Source organism: Clostridium tagluense (genome assembly GCF_003865095.1).
Lineage (GTDB): Bacteria > Bacillota > Clostridia > Clostridiales > Clostridiaceae > Clostridium_AD > Clostridium_AD tagluense.
Window position 1 is genome coordinate 59,183 of the sequence record NZ_BHYK01000017.1, and the last position, 25,604, is coordinate 84,786.

Sequence of the window (25,604 nt, forward strand, 5' to 3'; positions counted from 1 at the left end):
ATATTATTAAAGGCAAAAGGTAGGAGTAAATATGCAAAACAATACTATTGAAATTGATATACAAAAACATATACATGATAAAAAGCTTCATTTTATTATGAAACGCCTAATGGATATAATTCTATCCACAATAGGGATCATAATTTTATCACCATTATATTTAGCATTAATAATTGCAATAAAATTAGATTCAAAAGGACCTGCACTATTTAAACAAATTAGAGTTGGTAAGGATGGCAAAGATTTTACTATTTATAAATTTAGAACTATGATAGTTCAAGCTGAAAGTAAAAGAGAACTTAATATAGACCCAAATGATTTAGAAAATTTCGTATTTCAAAGTAAGTCAGACAATAGAATAACAAAACTCGGAAAATTTTTAAGGCGTAGCAGCTTAGATGAAATTCCACAACTTTTTAATGTTTTGTTTGGACAAATGAGTCTTGTAGGGCCTAGACCTGAAATACCTGAGGTAGTTAATTATTATCCAGAAAACTATCGTCAAAGATTTCTAGTTCTGCCTGGTATTACTGGACTTGCGCAAATTAGTGGAAGAGGAGAGATTGAACTAGGAAAAACTATTTCTTATGATCTGAAATATATTGTGGATTTCACTCTTGCATTAGACATAAAAATCCTCTTTTTAACAGTGGTATCTGTATTTAAAAAAGAGGGTGCTTATTAATCATTCACTAAAATTACCGGTGATTTAATCACTTATTATATATGATGCATTTTTGTGGAAAATCTACAAAATGTAGATTATTGGAGGAGTTTTATGATAACAAAAATTTTTCAATATGAAATTTTTAATGACAACATGGAATCATTGCTGAGAAGTATAAATAATTTTGAAAAAGTACACATTATTTCAGGAAATCCAGAAGTGCTAAGCAATGGACTACAAAATAATATATTGTTTGATAATTTCACTAGTAAAAATGCTATCATCATTCCAGACGGGATTAGCACTGTAATATGTTCAAAAATTGTAGGGCAACCGGTGAGCGAAAAAATTGCTGGTATAGAACTTATGGATTCTTTAGTAAAAAAATGTGAAAGTGAAAACCAGGGAATATATTTGCTAGGCGCTACAAAGGAAACAGTAGATATGTGCAATATTAATTTGCGTACTAAATATAGAAAGTTAAATATTCTAGGCAGTCATGATGGATATTTTGAAATAGACAATTGTGAAGAAATATTGCAGGAAATAGAAAAGGTGAGTCCTAAGATTTTATTTGTTGCAATGGGATGTCCAAGGCAAGAGTTATTCATAGCAAAATATATGGACAGACTTCCTTGTAGTGTATTTATGGGTGTTGGAGGAAGTTTTGACATTATAGCTGGTAATCTTAAACGTGCACCTAAATGGATGATTAGTATAGGACTGGAATGGTTATATAGGGTTGCTAAAGAGCCCTTTAGAATTAAAAGATTGTCTTCTATACCTAAATTTATTTTAATGGTTATAAAGGATAAGTATAAACGCAAATAATTTGAAGCTATAAAGAGGAGTACAAGGAGGGGATCCACATTAAAGTTTTACATATCATATCTGGTAATGATAATGGTGGGGGTGGAAACCACGTATTAAACATATGCAATAAATGTAATGAAAATTTTGAAAACGTAATTGGTTGTGTGGGAGAAGGTCCACTTTACTCAAAAGCTAAAACTATAGGTGTTAGCTTTAAACTTTTTACAAATAAGCTTAACAATATGGAACTAGTCCATTATATAAACCAGAACTCTATAAATATAGTGAATTTCCATGGTGCGAAACCATTTTTAATGCATCTAATTTTAAAAAGAAAATTAAATGTGCCTACAGTAGCTGTAATTCACAGTGATTTTAGATATGATTTTCTCAATAATAAAGTAAAATATTTTATTTTTACTCCTCTTAGTATTAGGGGATTGAAAAGCTTTAATAATTATATTTGTGTATCAAATAACTTAAAGAAATTATTAGAAGAAAAAAAGTTTGCGGGAAGCAAAGCAGTTGTAAACAATGGTATAGATATAAAAAAAATTACTGTTGTGACCTCAGCCCAAGATATGCGAAATGATTTAAAATTAAACCAAAAGGATTTTGTATATGTTATGGTTGCAAGATTGCATCCTATAAAAAACCATAGGGAAGTACTACTGGCATTTAGCAAATTAATGCTTGAATTCCAAGATGTAAAATTGCTTTTAGTTGGTGATGGGGAGCTTAGACTGGAATTAGAGAAGTTAATAGTGGAATTAAAACTAGAAAGTAAAGTTATTATGACTGGAAATGTAATAAATCCCATAGACTATATAAATTGCTCTAATGTTAGTGTTTTGGCTTCTTTAAGTGAGGGTGGAGCACCACCATTAACTGTTTTAGAATCAGGAATTGTAGGAAAGACTTTGATTTATACTGAGGTAGGAGACTTAGAGTCCATATTAGATGAAAATAGCGGATATAAAATAGAAAACCAAAGCAATGAAAATATTTACGAAGCTATGAAAATAGCGTATTTAGATGTGAATAATTTAAATGCAAAAGGTGATAATTTATATAGCATTGTTGTAAAAGAATTTACTATAGAAAAGTTTTGGGAAAATTATTTTAGAATTTATAAGAGCATACTAAAAAATAAATAGTGTGCTTTTTAATATAATTTTTTTTATTAAAATTAATAATAAAGAGTTGTGGAATGATAATCTACAAATTTATAAAAAATGGAGTGTAGGATGAAAGAGAACAAAGTTTTAAAAAGTTCAATGATTGTAATGCTGTTTGTAATAATTGGAAAGATACTAGCTATAGTACGCGATAGCTTAATGTTTTCTAAATTTGGAACTACTTATGCAACAGATATATATGTATGGTGCTTTGGTGTGGTGTTTCTATTTACTAGTTTAGGATATGGACTTAGTACCACTCTAATACCAATTCTTACGGAATATATTGAGACAAAAGATTTAAAGGAGAGAAATAGCTTTGTAAATAATGTGACTAATGTTTCCATGATATTAACTGTAATTATTACGGGGATTGGTATATTATGTTCTTATTATATAGTGTATTTTTTTGCGAATAATTTATCAAAGGACCCAATTATATTTAAGCAAACCGTAAAAATACTGAGAATAATGTTCTTATCAGTGCTATTTTTAACGCTTCAAGGCATTGTGGCAGGTGCACTTCAAGCTCACAAAGAATTTTCTATTCCTGCTGCAATGGCGGGGTCTGCAAGCTTAATATATATAATTTATTTGAGCTTATTTGTAGATAGATTTGGTCTTACAGGCTTTGCAATTACAACAGTACTTGCCTTCTTTGTACAATTCGTAATTAATGTTCCAAAGTTTAAAAAGCTAGGATATAGGTATAAAATAGAAGTGGATCTAAAAAATAAAGACCTCCAAAAGCTTTTTTTATTAATGATACCGATTATAATAAGTACTGCAACTATGCAATTTAATTTATTTATAAATAGATCTTTTGCCATGAGCTTATATGAAGGAGCTACTTCAATTCTTGAAGCTGCAAATAAAGTAACATTACTCACCTATGAAGTTTTTGCTGTAGCAGTTTCTATGATAGTCTATCCAATACTCTCTACTTTTATAGTTCAAAATAATTATGATGAGTATAAAAAATCCTTAGTTAAATCAATTAATATAATAAATTTAGTTATGATACCTGCAGCACTTGCAATAGTAATATTAAGAGAACCACTAATTAGTGTATTATTCTTAAGAGGTAAATTTACCATAAGTGATGTTAAATTAGTTTCTACGGCATTAATATTCTATTCGCCAACTATGATAGCTTATGGGGTTCGAGATATTTTAAATAGAGCCTTTTACTCTGCAAAGGACACTAAAACACCAATGATTTATAGTGTGGTTGGTGTTGTAATAAATATTATTCTTAGTGCTATTTTGTACAGGTATATGTCAGTACCAGGACTTACATTATCATCATCAATTTCATCTGTAGTTATTACTTTGATGTTACTAATTCAAATGAATAAGAAATTTAAAGGTATTGATTTTAATTCAATGATTAAAACGGTATGGAAAATATCTATAGCATCTATTATTATGGGCGTTGTAGTATATTTTATTAAAAAAATATTTATAATGCACTTGGCACCAACTTTTATAGTTAATGCAATGATTTTACTTCTATGCTCAATCCTAGGGATGATATTCTATTTTTATTTAACAAACCTTTTAAAAATCAAAGAGTCTATGTATTTATTGGATGTTTTCAAGCAAAAAATTGCAAAAAAATAGCTACATTAATTATGCAATAATTACACATACTAAAATTAAAGGAGTGTGAGTATATGCAATTTTATGATGTAGTCAAATCAAGAGAAAGTATTAAAAAATTTAAGAATACCCCCATAAATGCAGAAAAATTAGCTAGAATGATTAATGCTGCCATGATGTCACCTTCATGGAAAAATAAGACTTCTTACAAATTCATTCTAGTTGATGAAAAAAGTGAACTAGAACAAATTTCTAAAGCTATAATGAATAAGGATAGTTCAGCGGCACAGTCAATACTAGAGGCTCCAATGACAGCTGTTGTAGTTGCAAATCCAGATAATTCTGGTGAAGTAGAAAATAAAGAGTATTATTTAGTGGACAGTGCAATAGCTATGGAACATTTTGTTTTAGCCGCTACAAATGAGGGCTATGGAACTTGTTGGATTGCTGCAATTAATGAAGAGCTTATTAAAAACACATTATCAATTCCAAAAAATTATAAAGTAGTTGCCATAACTCCTATTGGAGAAATTGTTGAAAGTAAAGAGCATAATGATAAAAAAAATATGAAGGATTTTGTATTTATGAATTCTTGGGATAATCCTTATTCTGAGAAAACTGCACGTGAGTAAATCAAAATAAACGTATTTAAAGTAATAGTTAAAGACCCTATAGCTGCAAATGCAGAGCTAGGGTCTTTAATTTATTTAAGACTAACTTAGCGCTATTATTTATACATAAATGATGAAAAACTTACATAAAGGTGATACAATTTAGAAGCTATTAAATTGCTATTTATATAATTTGAACGTAAGGGAGATTACTATGAAAAAAACAAAAGGAATTTTATTTATTATTTTATCTGCTATTTCCTTTGGATTTATGCCAATCCTTGCAAAGTTATCATATAGGGGAGGTGCAAATGCATATACCACATTATTCCTTAGGTTCTTTTTCGCAGCAATTATGCTTTTGTATTATTTGAAATCTAAAAGGATATCTTTAAAAATAACTAGAAAGCAATTATTTTTAGTAATAATAATAGGGGTTTTCGGCTTTGCATTTACGTCTACAAGTCTATTTATGTCTTATAATTATATAAGTATTGGAATGGCAACTATGATTTTCTATACATACCCTGCTATAGTTACTTTATTTTCCTATGTGTTTTATAAGGAAAAAATGTATCCTAGAAAAATCATATCCTTAATTATTTCTACAATAGGTATCTATATTTTAATTGATAGAGGAAGTGCTAGCTTTAATTTAATAGGGATAATACTGGCAGGTATAGCTGCAGTAATGTATTCATTGTATGTGTTAGGTGCATCTCATAAGGAATTTAGGGTTATAAACAGTTATGTCTTAACCTTTTATATCTCCTGTGCATCTGCTGCCTTCATGTTTATGGCAGCAATCACTACTGGAAATTTTGATATGCATATTTCTTTTTATGCGCTTGTGGCAATTTTATTATTATCATTAATATCCACAGCGGTAGCACTAATGGCATTTTTAGAAGGTGTTAGAATAATAGGTCCTTCCAAGGCTTCAATTTTTAGTACTATTGAACCTATTGTTGCATTAACTCTAGGAATAATAGTGTTAGGGGAATCTATATCAGCTAGGATTATCATTGGAAGTATAATGATTGTATCATCTGTAGTGATATTAACAAGAGAATAATTAGAGTTTTAAACCCTTTGCGTTTCTATTTTGATAGATTTATATCTTAATGTGTAACAGTTTACTCTAGTAATACATTAACGAATTAACAATATTCGTAATATTCAATATGAATTTTAAAGAGGGTTATTGGAGGTACATAAAGAATATTAATACTACTAACTAAATTATAAAAGCTGGAGGGAAAATATATGACAGTGATACAAATTAATGGAAATGATCTTACTTTAGAGCAAATAGTGAAGGTTGCAAGAAAAGGATACAGGGTGGAATTAACTAAAGAGGCAGAAGAAAGGGTTATTAAATCTAGAAATATTGTAGATGAAATAGTAGATAACAATAAAGTTATTTATGGTATTACCACAGGGTTTGGTAAATTTAGTGATGTAACAATATCTGGAGAAGATTGCAAGAAATTACAAAAGAATCTAATAATTTCTCATGCTTGTGGAACTGGAAAAAGTTTTTCAAATGAAATTGTAAAAACTATAATGTTACTCAGAGCAAACGCTCTTGCAAAAGGGTATTCTGGAATAAGACTAAGTACACTAAAAACATTAATAGAAATGATTAATAAAGGAATAAATCCAGTAATTCCTGAAAAGGGATCACTTGGAGCCTCAGGAGATTTAGCACCACTGTCTCATATGGTTTTGCCAATGCTTGGAGAAGGCTCTGCAGAATTTAATGGCGAAATTTTACCTGGAAAAATAGCAATGGAAAAGGCAGGCTTAGAAATAGTAGAGCTTACAGCTAAAGAAGGTTTGGCACTTATAAATGGAACACAAGTTATGACTGCAGTGGGAGCACTAGCTGTATATGATAGTATTAATTTATTGAAAATAAGTGACATTGCAGCGGCATTAAGTTTAGAAGCACTTAGAGGTATAAGAGATGCTTTTGATCCGAGGATACATATTTTAAGACCTCACAGAGGTCAAATGCAAACTGCTAAAAACATTTTAAACCTAACAGAGGGAAGTACATTTATAACTTCTCAAGGAGAGATAAGAGTACAAGATGCTTACTCACTAAGATGTGTACCTCAGGTTCATGGTGCAAGCAAAGATGCATTAGAGTATATTAAAAGTAAGGTGGAAATTGAAATTAACTCTGTTACGGATAATCCAATAGTTACAGAAGAAGGGGATGTTATCTCTGGAGGTAATTTTCATGGACAACCTATGGCAATAAGTTTTGACTTTTTAGGAATAGCAATGGCTGAAATGGCTAGTATTTCAGAAAGAAGACTAGAGAGACTTATTAATTACCAACTAAATGATTTACCAGCTTTTTTAGTAAAAGAGGGCGGTTTAAATTCAGGATTTATGATAACTCAATATGCAGCGGCAGCCTTAGTGTCTGAAAATAAGATTTTAGCACATCCAGCATCTGTTGACTCTATTCCTTCATCAGCAAATCAAGAAGATCATGTAAGTATGGGAACTATAGCAGCTAGAAAAGGCAGAGATATTATTGAAAATGTTCAACGAGTTTTAGCAACTGAGATTTTGGCATCCTGCCAGGCTATAGACTTTAGAGAAGGCTATACTTTAGGGGTAGGTACAAAGGAAGCTTATAAAGTGGTTAGAGAAAAAGTACAGTTTATTGAAAGAGATGTGGTTATGTATATTGAACTCGACAAAGTTACTAATTTAATTGCAGATGGATCAATAGTGGAAAGCGTAGAACAAAAGGTAAAGGTAATAGTTTAAATTACAATAGCTAAATTATAATAAAAAATAAACTTTAGGGGGAAAATAAAATGGCAAGAATAGTTGAATGTATACCTAATTTTAGTGAAGGAAGAAATAAAGTAGTAATTGAAAAAATAGTTGATGCAGTTAGAAACGCGGAAGGAATAAAGCTACTGGATTATTCATCAGATAGTGATCATAATAGAACTGTTGTTACTTTCTTTGGAACACCAGAAAGAGTAGAACAAGTTATTTTAGACATGGCAGCAAAAGTTTATGAAAATATTGATATGACCCTTCAACAAGGTGCACATCCTAGAATGGGAGCACTAGACGTAGTTCCTTTTGTACCAATTAGTGAGGTAACTATGGACGAATGTGTTGCACTAGCTAAGAGAGTGGGTAATGAAATAGCTAGTAAATTTGATGTGCCAGTATATCTATATGAAAAGGCAGCATCAGCACCTCATAGAGAAAATTTAGCTGTAGTTAGAAAAGGACAATATGAAGGATTTTTCGAAAAAATCAAAGAAGATAAATGGGCACCTGATTACGGAAAAGCTGAAGTCAATGTAAAGGGTGGTTGCGTTGCAATTGGAGCAAGAGTACCACTAGTAGCTTTTAATGTAAATTTAGGTACTGATAACATTGAAATTGCTGATAAAATTGCTAAAACTGTTAGAAACCTTGGTGGAGGTTTAAGATTTGTAAAAGCTATGGGCGTAAAACTTGAGGATAGAAACGTAGCTCAAGTATCTATGAATTTAGTTAATTATGAAAAAACAGCAGTTTATAGAGCTTTTGAAATGGTTAAGATGGAAGCAAAACGTTATGGTGTTCCTGTAATCGGAAGTGAAGTTATTGGACTAGTACCAATGGAAGCACTAATTCAATGCGCAGAATACTATTTACAAATAGAAAATTTTTCAATGGATCAAATTTTAGAAAAGAGAATTTGGGAATAAAATTTGAAATTTACTACATATAAACTGTAATAGCATGGTTATTACAGTTTATATAAAATGGAGGAAAGTATATTGGATATTATAATAAAAAATATTGGATGCCTAGTTACTTGCGAAGGAAGCTATAGAAAAAAACGTGAAGAATTTAAAGATGCTAAAATTAAAAAAAATGGCTATTTAGTCATTGAAAATGACAAAATAAAAGCTGTAGGAGAAGGAGATGGATACAAAGAATATCTAACTAGTGAGTGCACAGTTATTGATGGAGAAGGGAAAACTGTTACACCTGGGCTTATAGATCCACATACCCATGTTGTATATGCTGGTTCAAGGGAAAATGAATTGCCATTAAAGCTAAATAAAGTTGGATATATTGAAATATTGAATAGTGGTGGGGGAATACTAAGTACCGTTGAAAACACTAGAAATATTAAAATAGATCAACTTGTAGAAGAAAGTAGAAAAAGGCTTGATATAATGCTTAAGCATGGTACTACTACTGTTGAAAGCAAATCAGGATATGGTCTTGATTTACAAACAGAGGTTAAAATTTTAGAGGTAAACAAAATTTTAAATGAAACTCATCCTATAGATGTAGTATCTACATTTATGGCAGCACATGCGTTGCCAAAGGAATACAAAAGCGATAGAGAAGCCTATATTGGAGAAATAATTAATAATATGATTCCATATGTAAGCGAAAATAAACTTGCAGAGTTTATTGATTGTTTTTGTGAGAAAGGCGTATTTTCAGTAGAAGAATGCAGACGGATTTTAACAGCTGGGAAAAAATTTGGGTTAAACATAAAAATCCATGCAGATGAAGTTGAAACAGTAAAAGCTGCAGAACTTGCAGGGGAACTAAAAGCTACATCAGCAGAGCATTTAGTTGCAGCTTCAGACGAAGGCATAAAAGCGTTAGCAGAAAATGATGTGGTGGCTGTACTATTACCATCGACTTCCTTCTATTTAATGTTAAATCATTTTGCTAGAGCTAGAAAAATGATAGAAGAAGGGGTGGCTGTATCCCTAGCTACAGATTGTAATCCTGGCACCTCGCCTACAGAATCATTACAGACAGTGATGACTTTTGCTTGCTTTGGAATGAAACTGTTCCCAGAAGAGATTATCAATGCAATGACAATAAATGCGGCTTGTGCCATTAATCGCGAAAGTGAAATTGGAAGCATTGAAGTAGGTAAAAAAGCTGATATCGCTATATTTAATAGTAAAAACTTAAATTATCTAATATATCATTTTGGTGCCAATGCTATCGATACAGTAATAAAAAACGGGAAAATTGTTGTAAAAAATTAAATAATATTAATCATGCATTGACAATGGGTAACTAATGATTAATAATGTAATAGGCATTATTAACACCTTGAAAAAATATCCAATTCCTATAATATACACTTTATATATTTGTGTTTTGAGAAAGGAGAATATAAAATGTTAGATGAAAAAACTGTAAGAGAATTTATTAATGAGTTAGGTTCAAATTCACCTGCGCCAGGAGGTGGAAGTGTTGCAGCCCTTGGAGCATCGCTGGCCAGTGCTTTAGGTGCTATGGTGTTTAATTTAACTGTAGGTAAGAAGGCATACAATGAATATAGCGATGAAGATAAAATGCTTGTTGACAAATACCTCGAGGAATGCCTTAAACATAAGGACAAATTTTTAGATCTAATGAACAAAGATACAGAGGTTTTTTTAATTCTCATGTCAGCTTTTAAACTTCCAAAGGAAAGTGCGGACGAAAAGAAAATAAGAAGCGCTAAAATCCAAGAAGGATATCAAAAAGCATTAGAAATCCCACTAAGTGTTGCAGAAGAATCATACAAAATATATGAGTATGTTAAAATAGCAGCCAGGTTAGGTAACAAAAATGCAATTTCAGATGCTGGCGTGTCAGCTTTAATGCTTCAAGCATCCATTGAAAGTGCAATTTTAAATGTTAAAATAAATCTTTCTAGTATAAAAGATGAAACTTATAAACAAGAGATTACTGAAAGATGCAATGAATTAGTAAAACAAGGAAGAACAAAACGTGACGAAATACTATCTGTTGTAGATGAAAGCATGTAATATTTTTAAAAAATACTATTTTTGGGAGTTTTGAATGAAATATAAGACCAAGACAAAAAAAGCAATTGGACTAGAAGGATTTTTATGTTTATTTTTATTTATATTATTTTTTATGTTAATAGGTAAAAAAATGGGAACTGCAAATATGTTTAGTACTTTAATGAATACAGCTTACGATTTACTCATTAAAGTAGTATTTTACATAATGGCAATTGCTGTTGTAGCAGGAGCTATTGCCTCAATGCTTTCAGAGTTTGGGGTAATAGCAATTATTAATAAGGTATTATCCCCATTGATGAAGCCTCTTTATGATTTGCCAGGAGCCGCAGCCCTTGGTATTATTACAACTTATTTATCTGATAATCCAGCAATTATAACTTTAGCTCAGGATAAAGGGTTTAGAAGGTATTTTAAAAAGTATCAACTTCCAGCACTAACAAATTTAGGTACATCATTTGGGATGGGCCTTATTGTTACTACATTTATGATAGGTCAAAAATCCACCATAGGTGAAAGTTTTATTGCACCTGCTATAATTGGAAATATTGCTGCGGTTATAGGAAGTATAGTTAGTGTAAGATTTATGATTGGGCATACTAAAAAGGTTTATGGGAAAGAAGAAATGTGCACGTTGGAGGGCACAGTAGATTTTGATATGTTAACTCACAGAGAGGTTAGAGAAGGTAGTGTAACCGCAAGACTTCTTGAGGCTTTACTAGAAGGTGGAAAATCAGGAGTTGAAATGGGACTAGCTATAATACCGGGCGTTTTAATAATTTGTACAACCGTTCTTATGTTAACAAATGGAACCTCTGATACAGGTTTATATACTGGAGCAGCGAATGAAGGTGTTAAAGTATTACCTTGGATAGGTGAAAAGGTCTCTTTTATACTTAAACCACTGTTTGGATTTGAACATGCAGAAGCTATTGCTTTCCCAATTACATCACTAGGTGCTGTAGGAGCTGCTATCAGCTTAGTGCCAGATTTATTAAAGCAAAAGCTTATAGGCGGAAATGAAATTGCTGTATTTACAGCTATGGGAATGTGTTGGAGTGGTTACCTAAGCACACATGTAGCAATGATGGATAGCTTAAAGTGTAGAAAGCTTACCGGGAAGGCAATCTTAAGTCATACTATAGGTGGACTTGTGGCGGGAATTTCTGCCCATTTAATGTATGTGATATTTTTATAAAATAAGAAGCATAGATAATTAATGGTAAATATAATGAACTGTGAATTCTCAGCGTAAAAAAACTGTGAGTTCACAGTTTTTTTATGACATTTCAGAAGGAAGATATTATTTACTGTTAAGCATATGAAAATAAATTAAGGGATATACAGTTCACCATAGTGTGCATTTATGATATACTTTAAAAGAATTTTAATATACTTTCAAGGCAGATAGATGGGGGATAATAAATGCTAGATTTGTTTCAACAGAAAATATGTGAACTATATAATATTATTTTAAGTCCAATAGATGATATGTTTAAAATAACTGCGTTAGAAAACTATAAAAGGGAAATAGAATTTTCACATCAGAAAAGCTTTGGCAGTGCTTATTATGAGTTTATTAAAAACAATAAAGAAAAAGGCACAGTGTACACTCCAGAACCCATATCTTCTTATATGATAGAAAACACCATAAAAGCGGGGCAGATAGTAGAGAACCCCTATATAAAGATTGTGGACCCTTCTTGTGGCACAGGAAATATATTAATTTGTTGTTTTAAACTTCTTAGAAATTTATATGTGGATAATTTAAATATAATTAATGAAAAAAACGGATTGGATTTAAAGTTAGAAAGTCTTGATGAGCATATAATAACACATAATTTATATGGGTTTGATATTGATGATATAGCTACAAAAATTCTTATTATAGATTTATATGATTTAAGTAAGGGTAGCATATGCAATCATATTTTTAATATGGATTTTTTATTATATGAAAGTGAACATAAATATGACATTTTCATAGGCAATCCACCTTATGTGGGTAAAAAATCTATAGATAAGGTATACGCAGACCATTTGAAAGTTAGATACAGTGAAGTGTATAGTGATAAAGGGGATCTATCCTATTGTTTTTTCAAAAAAGCATTAGAAGACCTTGAAAATGGAGGAAAGCTCACTTTTATTACTTCTAGGTACTTTTTAGAATCACCTAGTGGAGAGGATTTAAGGAAGGTATTAAAAGAATTATGCACAATAGACAAAATTATTGATTTTTATGGCATAAGGCCATTTAAAAATATAGGAATAGACCCTGTGATTTTATTTATAACAAATTATCAAAATGAGGATAATGAAATTCAAATCATCAAACCAATATCCGTAAAAAGTAAAAATAAAAATGAATTTTACAATAGTATATTTCTGAAAAATGGAAATAATAAATATAATAGTTTTATCCTTAATAAAAACAAATTAAATAACAAGGGCTGGATTTTAATAGATGAGACGCAGAGAAATATAATAAATAAAATAGAACAAAAGTGTTTTACACATCTAAGTAATATATGTAATAGTTATCAAGGTGTAATAACGGGTTGTGACAAAGCTTTTGTGGTAAGTAATGATACTTACCTAAATGAGAATATTGAAGTAAATTTAATAAAACCTTGGATTAAGAGCAGTTACATAGAAAAAAATTCCGTTTTAAGAAGAGATAGTTACATAATATATTCAGATTTAATTAATAATCCAGATGAGTATCCAAGGGCCATAGCTCATATTGAAAAAAATGTGGAAAAACTATTAAAAAGAAGAGAATGCGAAAGAGGTATTAGGAAATGGTACGAACTTCAATGGGGTAGAGATCAAAATATATTTGAATCAGAAAAGATAATTTTCCCTTTTAAAGCAAGTAGTAATAGATTTGCCCTTGACAAGGGAAGTTATTTTAGTGCGGATGTATATGCATTGATATTAAAAGAAAATGTACCTTTTGCTTATGATTTTTTATTATATTTATTAAATAGTAAAATCTATGAATTTTACTTTAAGACCTTTGCAAAAAAACTCGGTGATGATGCTTACGAGTACTATCCAAATAATTTAATGAAATTATGTATACCAGTTACCATAGATTTTGTAGGTAAAGACGAGAATTATTTATATGATTATTTTGGCTTTAGTGAAGAAGAGAAAAAGATTATACAACGTGGAGTATAATCTTTTTCTCTTTTATTTTATTCAATAATCATCTGCGATGCTACAACATTATTATCATATAATGTATTAAATGAATGCAAATGGGTATAATATAAAAAAAGTTTAAAAATTATAAAAAAAAGAAGGAAAATTATGTAATTGGTAGAATATATAAGAAAGGTATGATATTTATACAAAACTAAAAAAATATTCTAATTTAGAATGATTCAAGGGGGAAGAATATGCATTTAAATTTTGAAAATAATGGAGATAAATTAATTGTTTACATGTCGGGAGAATTAGACCATCATAGTGCTGAAGAAGTAAGGAATATGATAGACGATCGCTTAGACCGAAATAGCTATAACAAATTAATTATGGATTTTGAGGGAGTGTCCTTTATGGATAGTTCCGGTATCGGAGTGGTTATTGGAAGATACAAAAAGTTACATATGAGAAGTGGGAAAGTATGTGTAACAAACATTAAATCTTCAGTAAAAAGAGTGTTTGAGTTGTCCGGAATGTTTAAAATCATCATGCTATATGATGATGTTGAACAAGCTGTAAACAATATTTAGTGGGGGGATTAATATGGGTCACAATAGAATTAAAATCGAATTTTTAAGTAAATCCCAGAATGAAGGTTTTGCAAGAGTAGCAGTAGCAGCATTTGCGGCGCAATTAGATCCAACAATTGAAGAAATTAGCGATGTCAAAACTGCTGTATCTGAAGCAGTTACCAATGCTATTATCCATGGATATGATAGCGAAGAAGAAATGATTACAATAGAAGCTATTATTAATGAAAATGAATTAACAGTGATAATCAGCGACCTGGGAAAAGGAATTGACGATCTAAAGATTGCTATGCAACCATTATATACTTCCCGTCCAGACTTAGAGAGGTCAGGTATGGGTTTTACTGTAATGGAAACTTTTATGGACAGCTTAGAAGTAAAGTCTGATAAAGGTAGGGGAACAAGTATAATAATGAAAAAAATATTTAATCCTTTATGTTAGGTGGAATATTATGGATCAAAAAATAGTTAAAAAAAATAATTATAATTATGAAGACAATATGCAACTCATTCAATTAGCTAGAAGTGGAGAACCAGGTGCATTAGATAAACTAGTAGAGATGAATTTACCATTGGTTTCATCAATTAGTAAAAAATTTCTTAATAGAGGATACGAGTATGATGATATATTCCAAATTGGATGCATTGGTCTAGTAAAAGCAATTAACAATTTTGACACTAAGTATAATGTGAAATTTTCTACCTATGCAGTACCAATGATAATGGGAGAAATCAAAAGATTTCTTAGGGACGATGGAATTATAAAAGTAAGCAGAAGTGTTAAAAATACTGCAAGGAAATTACATTATGATAAAGAGACACTAACAAAAGAATTAGGTAGAGATCCTACTATTGAAGAATTGTCAGTTTTTTCTGACATAGAAAAAGAAGATATAGTATATGCACTAGAGTCTGCGAGTAACATGCAGTATTTATTTGATACAATACACCAAGATGATGGAGCGCCAGTACTGCTGATAGATAAATTAAGTGAAAAATATGAAGAAGATAATGAGGTTTTAGATAAAATTGCACTTAAAGAAGCACTTAGAAAACTGGACGCAAAATCAAGGCAAATAATTATGCTTAGGTATTTTAAAGATAATACTCAAATTCAGGTAGCTAAAATGATGGGCATCAGCCAAGTACAAGTATCAAGAATAGAAAAGAAAGTATTGAAAATAATGAAGGAAAAATTGAGTGGTTAAGATGAAATATAGATAAACAATTTCAATGTTTTATTTTGAAATTGTTTATCTATAAATGATTCTTATTTTTTTTGACTAAAAATCATATAATTGCAAATAATAACTTAGTGATAAACGATATTCTAAAAACATAATTCAGTATAATTAATAATGTCCATTTTAGAGAAGGACAAGGAGGATATTTCATGAAAGTGGAAGAAAAAACTATAAGGAAAAAATTTGAACATCTTAATTCTAATAAAATTCCTAAGCCTAATTTACTTATGCATTGCTTTAATGCTTTTTGGGTTGGAGGATTTATATGTGTAATTGGACAATTTGTTAGTGACTTTTTTTCTAGAATGGGTGTTCCCAGTGATGAACTAGGGACTTACGTTTCCATAGTTATGGTCTTTCTAGGAGCTATACTTACGGGCATAGGAATATATGATAAGCTAGGTGATTTTGCAGGAGCAGGTTCTGTTGTACCAATTACTGGGTTTGCAAATTCCATTGTTTCACCAGCAATGGAATTTAAAAAAGAGGGTTTTGTTTTTGGTGTAGCGGCTAAAATGTTTACAATTGCAGGACCTGTTTTAGTATATGGTATTGGTTCCTCTGTAATTGTGGGGATTTTATATTATTTTTTAAGGTGGTGATTAAAAATGGGTAGAAGAATTGGAGTTCAAACAGTAGAAATTCAAAGCAAACCTAGAATTATTGGTACATATAATGTAGTGGGACCTAAGGAAGGTAAAGGGCCATTAAAAGAGTATTTTGATAGAATTCTGCAAGATGATCTTAATGGAACTGAGAGTTTTGAAAAAGCTGAAACTAGTTTATTGTATACAGCTATTACAGAAAGTATAAAAAAAGCAAAACTAAAAGAAGTTGACATAAATTATCTGCTAGCAGGAGATTTACTAAATCAGTTAATCTCTTCAAGTTTTGCAGCTAGAGATTTGAATATACCTTTTCTAGGACTTTATGGGGCCTGTTCAACTATGGCAGAGTCTTTAAGTATAGGTTCAATGATAATGGAAGGAGGCATGGCTAATTATGTTGTAGCGGCTACTTCTTCACATTTCTCATCAGCTGAAAGACAATATAGATTTCCATTAGAAATGGGAAGTCAGAGAGCTCCAACGGCACAATGGACGGTTACAGGTGCTGGAGCAATGGTTTTGGGTAAAAAAGGTGATTTTCCTTATGTCACACATGTTACAACTGGAAAAGTTAAAGACTATGGGATAACAGATGTAAATAATATGGGAGTTGCCATGGCACCAGCAGCTGTGGATACTATTAAACAACACTTTTTGGACACGGGCAGAAAACCCTCGGATTATGATATTATTGCTACTGGAGACCTAGGTATGGTAGGAAGAAAGTTTACAGAGGAATTACTCTTGGAATATAAGTATAATATGAAAGGACATTATATTGACTGTGGTGAGGAAATTTTCAATGCTGAAAAACAGGGAACCAATGCAGGTGGTAGTGGTTGTGGCTGTTCGGCAGTGGTTGCGACAGGATATTTATACAAAAACATGCTAAAGGGGAAATTTAGAAGAATGCTTCTAGTGTCTACAGGCGCACTCTTAAGTCCTACTTCATCTTTGCAGGGAGAAACAATACCTGGAATAGCACATGCCGTTTGTATAGAGTTTGGAGGTGAATAAATGAATGAATAATTACATTATGACTTTTATAGTGGGTGGTGCAATTTGTGTAATAGGTCAGATACTTATGGATACTACTAAATTAACTCCAGCTAGAATATTAGTTGTATTTGTAACTGGTGGAGTAATACTAGGCGCATTAAATATATATGATGTAGTTATAAAATATGGCAAAGCAGGTGGAAGTATACCACTGCCAGGCTTTGGCTGTAGTTTAGCTAAAAGTGTAATGAAGGAAGTAGATAAGGTTGGTCTTATAGGAGCATTTACTGGAGGAATAAAAGGTACTGCGGGAGGTATTACTGCTGCAATTTTCTTTGGATATATCATGGCATTATTATTTAATCCTAAAACTAAGGGATAAAAAAACTACTATCAAATATTAAAATTTGATAGTAGTTTTTTATTTCTGTTTTAAGGTGCATTAACAGGGGGATTAACACCCGTTGGATCTGTAACGGGTGGATTTATAACTGGTGGATTCGTAACTGGTGGATCCGTAACTGGTGGATTCGTAACAGGGGGCTTTGTAACAGGCGGACTCGTAACAGGAGGTATAAATTGATTTGAAAAGGAATCAACTGATGTTGGTAATACATAAGCTGAGTCTAATAGCGTAGCATTATGATAACTCCTCTTTATAAAAATTCTTGTTTCAATATTTCCAGGTGAAGTAGACTCTGAGGCAAGAACATAGTTGCCATTAGGCCCTCTGGTAACTCTAGCCAGAACATGTATGCTATCCAGTGTTGTAGGTTGAGTTCCGTCAATAAATAGTTCAGAGTAGACTCTATTTCCTCTTGGGTCCGAATAAGTTAAATCTGTTGGTATATCACCAGAATCCTTTGATACAGAAAAGTCGGATATACCAGAAGGCCGCTCTACTTCCTTAACTGGAAGATTAGTATGGGCTTCTTTCATAACATTTCCCCACAGCAAGGCGGCAGTATTACTACCCATTCCTTCAATTTTAGCTCCATCATCTGTTCCAATCCAAATAGCTGCAGAATAATAAGGAGTTAATCCAACAAACCATAAGTTTTTTGAATCAGAAGAAGTACCAGTTTTACCTCTAACAGGCATGTTACCGAAATTAGCGTTTGGACCAGTACCATCTGCACTTACAGGTCCTTGTAGTAAATCATACATTATATAAGCACTTTGAGGTGATAAAACAGTTTTTGGGTCATATTTTGTTTGAAGTATTATTTTACCACTTCTATCAACTACTTTAGTGTATAATCTTGGAGTAGATCTCATTCCATTGTTACCAAAAACACCATATGCAGTGGCCATAGTGAGAGGATTAGTTCCCTTATAACTACCACCATCTAATTGACCTAGTGCCATAGCAGACATACTTCTCTTATCAGTTTCATCTAATTGCAATCCGAATTTTTCGCCATAAGAAATACCAGTCTTAAGACCAATCATATCCTCAATTTTCACGGCAGCCACGTTAACGGAATGCTTTAAACAATCTCTTAGAGTTAAATATCCATAATATATATCAGGAGAATTTCTAGGATTATAAGGAGGGTCACCTGGAGCACCATATTTTTTTCCTATTTCTTCAGGTACAGGTGAATCTTCAATAATTGTAGAAGCTGTAGCAATTTTTGAATCAATAGCTGGACTATATACAGTTAGTGGCTTAATGCTTGAGCCAGGAGCCTTTAAGAAGTCACTAGAAGCAGCTCTATTATAAGACATAGGACCCTCAACGCCACGGCCGCCTATAATAGTTTTAACTTCACCTGTACGATAATCCATGATAACGCAAGAAGCTTGGATATTTGCTTGTTTAAGGTTAAGGTTACCATCTCTAGGAAATATATAATCATAGCTGTTTTTTTTATTTGACGCAACAGGGTCATCAATTATAGCCTGTGACTTAATTTGCATAGATCTATCCATAGTTGTAGTGATTTTTAAACCGTCGTACATAAGCATGGAATAAGCCTCTTCTTTGTTAATATTTAATGTCTTCATTAGATCCTCAGCAACCTGAAGGATTACAGGCCTAGAAAAGGACTCAAAGTCCATCTTATTTGCGTCTTTTATTGAAAAATTAAATACTAGATTTTCAGCCATAGCTGAATCAAATTGATTTTTGCTGATTTTATTATATTTTAGCATGTTTTCAAGAACAGCTTTTGTTCTATTTGAAACAAAAGCTTCTTTAGATTTAGATGCTTTATATGATAAATTATAAGAAAGACTAGGATTTTGTGCAGCGCTAGCAATAAAAGCACATTGTTTTAAAGACAAAGCCTCAATAGATTTGCCGAAATATTGCTGGGAGGCGGCTTCTACACCGTGAGCTTTTCCGCCTAAAAAAATAGTATTAATATAAGCCTCTAAAATTTGATCTTTGGTCAAAACCTTCTCTAGTTTTAGCGAAAGAGAAATTTCTTGGACTTTTCTTTTTATAGAAGTTCTGTTTTCTATAGAATCTGCTAAAAACATTCTATATTTAACCAATTGTTGAGTTATAGTTGAAGCGCCTTGGAGACTCGCGCCACTACCATGTATTTTTATTTTTATATCATTTAATACAGCTCCACCCAATCTTTTTATGTCAATACCAGGGTGGGTATCAAATCTAGAATCCTCAATACTTATAAATGCATCCTTAAGGACTACTGGAACTTTATTAATAGATATATTAGTTCTTCTTTCTGAGGTAATATATTCATCCATATACTTTTGAGAATTGTCATATAGTGTTGAGGGTTCATCTAATTTTAAAAATTCATTAATATCTAATTCGGGAGCTGTCTTAACCATAGCTACAACTACTCCTCCAATAGCTACCATGGCTATTAATGCTATAGATAGAATTGTTAAAAAAATGCTTTTGAAAACTTTCTTACCAGTTGATTTTTTCTTCTTTGGAGTAGTTTTTTTATCTTTCATTCAATATCCTCCTCGTATTTATCTGGAGCGGATTATAATTATTAATTTCCAGGTCTTATTGTAAAACTTATACTATCTAAGTAGAATTAACTTTTAATATTATACCATATAAATATACTAATATAAAATATCCATTTTGATACACTATTTAATTCTGTAGCTTAAAAGAGTTACATATAATAACATATAACCTTAAATGGAGGTAATAAATATTAGAAATAAGTTTAACAATAAGATTAAAACTAGAGTATTATTAATTATAACCATAATTATTATAAATTTTACAATGTTCATATATATTTTTGATAAAATCATAATGCCAACTGTAATGGCTGTGGCAGATGCAGAAATGAGAGCAAAAGCTACAGAAATTGTTAATAAAGCAATTATAAACGAATATTCCAAACAGTTTAATTACGATGAAATTATAAGGGTTGATAAAGATGCGCAGGGGAATATTGTAATGCTAAAAGCAGATACTTTAAAAATGAATAAAATAGCCTGTGATGTTGCTCTAGAATCACAAAAGGAACTCTTGAAATTGGGGGATATAGGCATCAAAGTCCCTATAGGTTATATCACAAGAAATAATATTTTATCTTATTATGGTCCATGCATAAATATAAAAATGCAGCCCGTAGGCCTTGTAGAAACTAAATATTCTTCGGAGTTTGAAAGTGCAGGTATAAATCAAACGAGACATAAAATCTATGTTAAAGTAAAAACCACAGTTAGAGTGATTATTCCATTGAAAAGCAATGATATTGAAGTAGCTAATGAAATACCAATTGCTGAAACTATTATAGTGGGAAAAATACCCAATACTGCAATTGGGTTAGATTTAAATGGTACGGGTTTTAAATTGGGCAATAGTGGTGAGAAATAAGATAAATATAAAAAAGCACGTTATTAAACGTACTTTTTTTTATTTCTAATTATATTTTGTTAATAATTCGCAAGGAAGATGCTAAAAAAGCTTAAGCTTCCCAATTAAATACGTAAGGTATATTTCTATAATAGTCTCCGTAATTTAATCCATAACCCACAACAAAAAGATCTGGAATTTCAAAACAACAATAATCTGGTATTATATCAATTTTTCTTCTTTCATGTTTATCTAAAAGAACACAAGATTTAACAGAAGCAGCTCCAAGGGATCTAACCCTAGTCATAATGGAATTCATAGTTATGCCTGTATCAACAATATCATCCACTATTAGTACATCGAAGCCAGAAATATTATCTGGGATGTCATTTATAATATTAACTGTTCCACTTGACTCTTCGTCTGCACCATAACTTGAAGTTGTCATAAAGCCTATTTTTGTAGGCACAGTGATTTGACGTACAAGATCCGCAGTAAATATAAAACTACCTCGGAGTAATGAAAGAATATATAATTTTTTTCCATCATAATCTTTGGATATTTCTGCGCCAAGTTGTCCAACTCTTTCATCAATTTGTTCTTTAGATATAAGAATATTTATTTTTTTATCATCCAATGTTAATCCCGCCCTCGTTATATATTTACAATATTGCTTCAATAGTATAAAATTATAGGATAGTTGTCAAGTATAAGAATAAGAAAACTTGTTAAAATATTATTAGAATGGAGTGATTTATGATGATATATGGAAATATTGATGGGGTTAAGAATTCAATTTTAAATAAATTAGAAACTGCTTGTGATATAAGAGTTTCTAAAGATTGCATTTTATCTGAAGAATTAGTAGATATATTAGTCGAGGTAACACAAGATTTAAAAAGAGAAGTCAGTGCCGCAATTGATAGAAAAGGTAAAATAATTAGTATGGCAATTGGTGACAGTAGCACAGTGGAACTGCCTATAATTGATATAAGAGAAGGACGGTTATCAGGAGTTAAAATAGTACATACTCACCCAAATGGAAATTCTAGATTATCTGCTCTTGATATGTCAGCACTAGTAAAACTAAAGTTAGATTGTATAGTGGCAATTGGAATATCAGAAAAAGAAGACTTAAAATATAATGTAGGTTTTTGTGGAATAGAAAATAATATTCTAGTAGAAGAAGAAATAGGACCCATAAGCATAGATAAAGTAATAGAATATGATATCATAGACAAAGTTAAACATATAGAAAAATTAATGAAGACAAGTGAAATCATTGAAGATGATGTAGAAAGAGCTATCTTAGTGGGTATAGAAAGTGAAGAGGATTTAGTAGAACTTAGGGAACTAGCAAAGGCATGTAATGTAGTAACTGTAGATATAATTCTGCAAAATAGACATAAAATAGATCCAGCCTTATACATAGGTAGTGGTAAAGCAGAAGAAATTGCGGGTATTAGGCAAGCATTAAGAGCAAACGTAGTTATTTTTGATGATGAATTATCTGGCTCTCAAGTTAGAAATTTGGAAGAAGTGCTTGGTTGTAAGGTTATAGACAGGACTACATTAATATTAGAGATATTTGCACGAAGAGCAAGAACTAGGGAAGCAAAAATTCAAGTTGAACTTGCACAATTAAAATATAGGTTACCACGTTTAACAGGACTTGGAACTATGCTTTCAAGAACAGGTGCAGGAATTGGCACAAGAGGTCCTGGAGAGAAAAAATTAGAAATAGATAAAAGAAGAATACGCGAAGGTATTTTTGATTTAAATAAAGAATTAGAAAAAATAAGAACCACAAGAAATGTACAAAGGGAAAAAAGAAGTCGCGAAAGTATTTCAAAAATATCTTTAGTTGGGTACACTAATTCTGGAAAATCAACACTTAGAAATGTATTATGCGATGTAGCCTCACTAAAAAGCGCTGTTCAAAAAGATAAAGTCTTTGAAGCAGATATGCTCTTTGCAACCTTAGACGTAACAACAAGAGCACTACTATTACCTGATAATCGTGTGGCAGCAGTAACAGATACTGTAGGTTTTATAAGAAAACTTCCCCATGACCTGGTGGAAGCCTTTAAATCTACATTAGAAGAAGTTGTATATTCAGATTTATTGATGCACATAGTGGATGTATCCTCAGACACTGCAGAGCTACAAATAGAAGCTGTAGATGCCGTTTTAGCAGAACTTGCGGCAATTGATAAGCCGATGATATTGGTGCTAAATAAAATTGATAAATCTTCTCAAGAAAACATCCTAAAGATTAAAGAAAAATATAAAAATTTGAAATGCATAGAAATATCAGCTAAGTATGGTACAAATTTGGAAGGGTTACTAAAAGAAGCTTGTGAAGATCTTCCATATACACTTAAAAAATTTAATGTGCTTATTCCATATACTGATCAGTCCATGGTGGCATATTTGCATAGAGGTTCTAAAGTGGAATCAGAAGAATACAACGAAGAGGGAACACTTATGACAGTACAAGGGGACAATGAAGTTTACAATAAGTGTGAAAAATATATTTTAGTTTAGATTAAACTGAAATATATTTTGTAATGGATAAAGTTGTGTTATTAAAAAAATTAAATAAGTGTAATAAAATTTGTGGCTAGATTATATAATTAAGTGTTAGGTCTATAGCATTTATCATAGGATTTAGGAGTAGATATGGGAGAGGATAAATTAAATTCAGATAATGAAAATAGGAAAAGCAAAAAATCAACTTGGCAAGATGACAACCAATATCAAAAAAAAATTATAGATGATATTACTCAGCAATATAAGAATATTTATGAATATGCATCTATGCAACAACCAGTATCTGATACTAGTGACACAACAAACTGTTTTGATATTAAATCCTTGGCAGATAAGGCTGTAAACATAAATATTTTAAGATATGAAGTAGATAGATTACAACTAGATTTTAAAGCAAAGGCATATTTTGAAAATGATGTAAAACCACTAATAGACACTCTGTACTCTTTAGCTACTGCATCTATTAGTTATTCAAGTGCTGCAGGTAGTTTGGCAAATACAAATTTTGGCCGTAGTTCAAAAATTAAAGATGCCCTAAATTTAGTTGAAGGCGTTAATGAAATTTCTGAAGATTTAATTAAAGTGTTGAAATGTAAAATTGATAATATGTTGAAACTCGCAAAGTATGATTGCAAATGATTTTTTATAATGTTAAAGAGAATCAAGGTTAATTTGACCCTGATTCTTTTTATTTTAGGTACTAGAAAATTAAGGATTATTATTATGAAAACTGCTAAAAATAAATATAATATTGAATTTGGAGGTAATATCATGGAAAAAGTGTGTCCGGTTTGCAATAATTTAGAAAGAAAAGTTTGCAAGTGTGAAAAGTGTAGTGATATAATGACAGATAAAGGAATAATACAAGAATATTTTGATGATTATAGTGCCAATATGGAGATTAATGACCATGATAAGTTCTGTGTTCATATATATCAGTGCAGTAATTGTAATTTTTATAGAAGAATTACAATTAACAAAATATTGATTTAGGAAAAATACTTTTAAGGATACTAAAGCACATTAAAAATTGGGGGTAACGTGAATGAAAAAAACTATTTTACAATATCAAAAGGCCTTTAATAGTGTAGTAGATAGAATAAAAATTGATGAATCTGTTTTATCAGTAATGGTTTTTGGAAGTATGGTGACAGGAGATTTGTGGGAAGAATCAGATATTGATCTTTTTGTAATTGTCAAAGAGAATTTCGAGAAAATTCGAGACATACATACAGAAGAAAAGGATGTTCCTGTTCATATTAAACTCATGGGTAAAGAAAAATTTATACAAATTTATTCTGACAATCTAAAGGGCGGATATATACATAGAATTTTTTCATCTTCAAGATTAGTATTCTCAAAAGATATGGATATAACAGTAAGGTTTGACGGTGGTAGATTTTTCCCTGATATTGATAGAGAGCGTTGGGGTATGTTTTTTTTAGGAAAACTTTTAAAAGATATGGGAGTATGTAAAAAGTATTTATGGAGCAATGGTATCTATACCTCCTACACTACTGCCATAAGATGTATAGAAAAGTATTCAAGGCTATTTGTTAATTCATCAGGGTATATGATTAGTAAAGATGTTCTGGCTATGGCCATGAATCTAAATGAAGATTTTAAACAATGCGTTGATAAATTATTTTTTGAAAAAACAAACTTGGCAGAAACAATTCAAGAAACTATGACCTTTTTAGAGGAAAGCATAAATTCAAGTATTAAGAGCAATTGTAACTTACTTTTAAACTATATGAGAGAACAAGATAAGTTTTTAAGTGCTGAGGAAATTATGGCAGAGGATTTGTTTGTGGATTTTGATATAGACATGGAAGAATTACTTAATAAACTTTGGGAAAGAGACATTATCAAAAAAGAAAGTAGAGATTTCAAGATAGAGAAGGATAAAACCTTATTTAAACAAAATGTTTATTTTGTCTAATAATTTTGAAATAGATAGGTGTA

At 31.1% G+C, this 25,604-nt stretch carries 25 protein-coding genes; 23 read left to right on the forward strand and 2 right to left on the reverse strand.

Going from position 1 to position 25,604, the window contains the following annotated elements; genetic code table 11:
* Positions 1-31 precede the first annotated feature (31 nt).
* The 18 genes from Ctaglu_RS15035 (at position 32) to spoVAE (ending at position 17,666) form a co-directional block, all read left to right on the forward strand.
* On the forward strand, positions 32-685 hold the full coding sequence (locus Ctaglu_RS15035) for a sugar transferase (RefSeq protein WP_125003121.1): 654 nt from the start codon (positions 32-34) through the stop codon (positions 683-685).
* 93 nt (positions 686-778) lie between these two features.
* The gene (locus Ctaglu_RS15040) at positions 779-1,498 is read left to right on the forward strand and encodes a WecB/TagA/CpsF family glycosyltransferase (protein WP_125003123.1); all 720 of its coding nucleotides are present in this window, start codon (positions 779-781) and stop codon (positions 1,496-1,498) included.
* Between the two features lie 56 nt (positions 1,499-1,554).
* Positions 1,555-2,637: a glycosyltransferase gene (locus Ctaglu_RS15045; RefSeq protein WP_267901285.1), complete on the forward strand. Its 1,083-nt coding sequence runs from the start codon at positions 1,555-1,557 to the stop codon at positions 2,635-2,637.
* 90 nt (positions 2,638-2,727) lie between these two features.
* Positions 2,728-4,281 (forward strand): murein biosynthesis integral membrane protein MurJ, encoded by a 1,554-nt coding sequence (murJ, locus tag Ctaglu_RS15050; protein ID WP_125003128.1) that lies wholly within the window; start codon positions 2,728-2,730, stop codon positions 4,279-4,281.
* 53 nt (positions 4,282-4,334) lie between these two features.
* Positions 4,335-4,892, forward strand: a complete 558-nt coding sequence (locus Ctaglu_RS15055) for a nitroreductase family protein (protein ID WP_125003130.1) — start codon at positions 4,335-4,337, stop codon at positions 4,890-4,892.
* A gap of 193 nt (positions 4,893-5,085) precedes the next feature.
* On the forward strand, positions 5,086-5,946 hold the full coding sequence (locus tag Ctaglu_RS15060) for a DMT family transporter (protein ID WP_125003132.1): 861 nt from the start codon (positions 5,086-5,088) through the stop codon (positions 5,944-5,946).
* A gap of 191 nt (positions 5,947-6,137) precedes the next feature.
* Entirely contained in the window at positions 6,138-7,661 is a 1,524-nt protein-coding gene (gene hutH / locus Ctaglu_RS15065; RefSeq protein WP_125003134.1) for a histidine ammonia-lyase, read from the forward strand.
* Between the two features lie 50 nt (positions 7,662-7,711).
* Entirely contained in the window at positions 7,712-8,608 is an 897-nt protein-coding gene (gene ftcD, locus Ctaglu_RS15070; RefSeq protein WP_125003136.1) for a glutamate formimidoyltransferase, read from the forward strand.
* Between the two features lie 78 nt (positions 8,609-8,686).
* Complete coding sequence (hutI, locus tag Ctaglu_RS15075) at positions 8,687-9,925, forward strand: imidazolonepropionase (RefSeq protein ID WP_125003210.1); 1,239 nt, start codon at positions 8,687-8,689, stop codon at positions 9,923-9,925.
* A gap of 135 nt (positions 9,926-10,060) precedes the next feature.
* A complete protein-coding gene (locus Ctaglu_RS15080; RefSeq protein ID WP_125003138.1) occupies positions 10,061-10,696 on the forward strand; it encodes a cyclodeaminase/cyclohydrolase family protein in 636 nt (211 codons plus the stop codon).
* A 34-nt stretch (positions 10,697-10,730) separates the two neighbouring features.
* Entirely contained in the window at positions 10,731-11,891 is a 1,161-nt protein-coding gene (locus tag Ctaglu_RS15085) for a CD0519/CD1768 family membrane protein (RefSeq protein WP_125003140.1), read from the forward strand.
* 227 nt (positions 11,892-12,118) lie between these two features.
* The gene (locus Ctaglu_RS15090; protein WP_125003142.1) at positions 12,119-13,876 is read left to right on the forward strand and encodes an Eco57I restriction-modification methylase domain-containing protein; all 1,758 of its coding nucleotides are present in this window, start codon (positions 12,119-12,121) and stop codon (positions 13,874-13,876) included.
* Positions 13,877-14,097: 221 nt separating this feature from the next.
* Positions 14,098-14,433: an anti-sigma F factor antagonist gene (spoIIAA, locus tag Ctaglu_RS15095; RefSeq protein ID WP_125003144.1), complete on the forward strand. Its 336-nt coding sequence runs from the start codon at positions 14,098-14,100 to the stop codon at positions 14,431-14,433.
* 13 nt (positions 14,434-14,446) lie between these two features.
* Positions 14,447-14,875, forward strand: a complete 429-nt coding sequence (gene spoIIAB / locus Ctaglu_RS15100; RefSeq protein ID WP_125003146.1) for an anti-sigma F factor — start codon at positions 14,447-14,449, stop codon at positions 14,873-14,875.
* Between the two features lie 10 nt (positions 14,876-14,885).
* A complete protein-coding gene (gene sigF / locus Ctaglu_RS15105) occupies positions 14,886-15,641 on the forward strand; it encodes an RNA polymerase sporulation sigma factor SigF (RefSeq protein ID WP_125003148.1) in 756 nt (251 codons plus the stop codon).
* Between the two features lie 185 nt (positions 15,642-15,826).
* Positions 15,827-16,279: a stage V sporulation protein AC gene (gene spoVAC / locus Ctaglu_RS15110; RefSeq protein WP_125003150.1), complete on the forward strand. Its 453-nt coding sequence runs from the start codon at positions 15,827-15,829 to the stop codon at positions 16,277-16,279.
* Positions 16,280-16,285: 6 nt separating this feature from the next.
* Entirely contained in the window at positions 16,286-17,302 is a 1,017-nt protein-coding gene (gene spoVAD, locus Ctaglu_RS15115; RefSeq protein WP_125003151.1) for a stage V sporulation protein AD, read from the forward strand.
* Between the two features lie 4 nt (positions 17,303-17,306).
* The gene (gene spoVAE / locus Ctaglu_RS15120) at positions 17,307-17,666 is read left to right on the forward strand and encodes a stage V sporulation protein AE (RefSeq protein ID WP_125003153.1); all 360 of its coding nucleotides are present in this window, start codon (positions 17,307-17,309) and stop codon (positions 17,664-17,666) included.
* A gap of 50 nt (positions 17,667-17,716) precedes the next feature.
* Here the strand turns inward: spoVAE and Ctaglu_RS15125 are convergent, their stop codons facing one another.
* Entirely contained in the window at positions 17,717-20,221 is a 2,505-nt protein-coding gene (locus tag Ctaglu_RS15125; protein WP_125003155.1) for a transglycosylase domain-containing protein, read from the reverse strand.
* A gap of 196 nt (positions 20,222-20,417) precedes the next feature.
* Between Ctaglu_RS15125 and yunB the strand changes: the two genes are divergently transcribed.
* Positions 20,418-21,107 carry a sporulation protein YunB gene (gene yunB, locus Ctaglu_RS15130; protein WP_125003157.1) on the forward strand — a complete coding sequence of 230 codons (690 nt, stop codon included), beginning with the start codon at positions 20,418-20,420 and terminating at the stop codon, positions 21,105-21,107.
* A 91-nt stretch (positions 21,108-21,198) separates the two neighbouring features.
* Here yunB and hpt read toward each other — a convergent pair whose 3' ends face one another.
* On the reverse strand, positions 21,199-21,723 hold the full coding sequence (hpt, locus tag Ctaglu_RS15135; protein ID WP_125003160.1) for a hypoxanthine phosphoribosyltransferase: 525 nt from the start codon (positions 21,721-21,723) through the stop codon (positions 21,199-21,201).
* Between the two features lie 122 nt (positions 21,724-21,845).
* On the opposite strand from hpt, the gene hflX reads away from it, so the two are divergent.
* The 4 genes from hflX (at position 21,846) to Ctaglu_RS15155 (ending at position 25,581) form a co-directional block, all read left to right on the forward strand.
* Positions 21,846-23,633, forward strand: coding sequence for a GTPase HflX (gene hflX, locus Ctaglu_RS15140; RefSeq protein WP_125003213.1), 1,788 nt, complete (start codon positions 21,846-21,848; stop codon positions 23,631-23,633).
* A 135-nt stretch (positions 23,634-23,768) separates the two neighbouring features.
* The gene (locus Ctaglu_RS15145) at positions 23,769-24,278 is read left to right on the forward strand and encodes a hypothetical protein (protein ID WP_125003161.1); all 510 of its coding nucleotides are present in this window, start codon (positions 23,769-23,771) and stop codon (positions 24,276-24,278) included.
* Positions 24,279-24,410: 132 nt separating this feature from the next.
* Positions 24,411-24,632: a hypothetical protein gene (locus tag Ctaglu_RS15150; protein ID WP_125003163.1), complete on the forward strand. Its 222-nt coding sequence runs from the start codon at positions 24,411-24,413 to the stop codon at positions 24,630-24,632.
* A gap of 52 nt (positions 24,633-24,684) precedes the next feature.
* Complete coding sequence (locus Ctaglu_RS15155; RefSeq protein ID WP_125003165.1) at positions 24,685-25,581, forward strand: nucleotidyltransferase domain-containing protein; 897 nt, start codon at positions 24,685-24,687, stop codon at positions 25,579-25,581.
* The last annotated feature ends 23 nt before the right edge of the window (positions 25,582-25,604 follow it).

Excerpts from the sequence above, each read along its gene's own strand:
- Ctaglu_RS15035 (WP_125003121.1), top strand. The coding sequence starts at position 32 with ATGCAAAACAATACTATTGAAATTGATATACAAAAACATATACATGAT.
- Ctaglu_RS15040 (WP_125003123.1), top strand. The coding sequence starts at position 779 with ATGATAACAAAAATTTTTCAATATGAAATTTTTAATGACAACATGGAA.
- murJ (WP_125003128.1), top strand. The coding sequence starts at position 2,728 with ATGAAAGAGAACAAAGTTTTAAAAAGTTCAATGATTGTAATGCTGTTT.
- Ctaglu_RS15055 (WP_125003130.1), top strand. The coding sequence starts at position 4,335 with ATGCAATTTTATGATGTAGTCAAATCAAGAGAAAGTATTAAAAAATTT.
- Ctaglu_RS15060 (WP_125003132.1), top strand. The coding sequence starts at position 5,086 with ATGAAAAAAACAAAAGGAATTTTATTTATTATTTTATCTGCTATTTCC.
- hutH (WP_125003134.1), top strand. The coding sequence starts at position 6,138 with ATGACAGTGATACAAATTAATGGAAATGATCTTACTTTAGAGCAAATA.
- ftcD (WP_125003136.1), top strand. The coding sequence starts at position 7,712 with ATGGCAAGAATAGTTGAATGTATACCTAATTTTAGTGAAGGAAGAAAT.
- Ctaglu_RS15080 (WP_125003138.1), top strand. The coding sequence starts at position 10,061 with ATGTTAGATGAAAAAACTGTAAGAGAATTTATTAATGAGTTAGGTTCA.
- Ctaglu_RS15085 (WP_125003140.1), top strand. The coding sequence starts at position 10,731 with ATGAAATATAAGACCAAGACAAAAAAAGCAATTGGACTAGAAGGATTT.
- Ctaglu_RS15090 (WP_125003142.1), top strand. The coding sequence starts at position 12,119 with ATGCTAGATTTGTTTCAACAGAAAATATGTGAACTATATAATATTATT.
- spoIIAA (WP_125003144.1), top strand. The coding sequence starts at position 14,098 with ATGCATTTAAATTTTGAAAATAATGGAGATAAATTAATTGTTTACATG.
- spoIIAB (WP_125003146.1), top strand. The coding sequence starts at position 14,447 with ATGGGTCACAATAGAATTAAAATCGAATTTTTAAGTAAATCCCAGAAT.
- sigF (WP_125003148.1), top strand. The coding sequence starts at position 14,886 with ATGGATCAAAAAATAGTTAAAAAAAATAATTATAATTATGAAGACAAT.
- spoVAC (WP_125003150.1), top strand. The coding sequence starts at position 15,827 with ATGAAAGTGGAAGAAAAAACTATAAGGAAAAAATTTGAACATCTTAAT.
- spoVAD (WP_125003151.1), top strand. The coding sequence starts at position 16,286 with ATGGGTAGAAGAATTGGAGTTCAAACAGTAGAAATTCAAAGCAAACCT.
- spoVAE (WP_125003153.1), top strand. The coding sequence starts at position 17,307 with ATGAATAATTACATTATGACTTTTATAGTGGGTGGTGCAATTTGTGTA.
- Ctaglu_RS15125 (WP_125003155.1), bottom strand. The coding sequence starts at position 20,221 with ATGAAAGATAAAAAAACTACTCCAAAGAAGAAAAAATCAACTGGTAAG.
- yunB (WP_125003157.1), top strand. The coding sequence starts at position 20,418 with ATGGAGGTAATAAATATTAGAAATAAGTTTAACAATAAGATTAAAACT.
- hflX (WP_125003213.1), top strand. The coding sequence starts at position 21,846 with ATGATATATGGAAATATTGATGGGGTTAAGAATTCAATTTTAAATAAA.
- Ctaglu_RS15145 (WP_125003161.1), top strand. The coding sequence starts at position 23,769 with ATGGGAGAGGATAAATTAAATTCAGATAATGAAAATAGGAAAAGCAAA.
- Ctaglu_RS15150 (WP_125003163.1), top strand. The coding sequence starts at position 24,411 with ATGGAAAAAGTGTGTCCGGTTTGCAATAATTTAGAAAGAAAAGTTTGC.
- Ctaglu_RS15155 (WP_125003165.1), top strand. The coding sequence starts at position 24,685 with ATGAAAAAAACTATTTTACAATATCAAAAGGCCTTTAATAGTGTAGTA.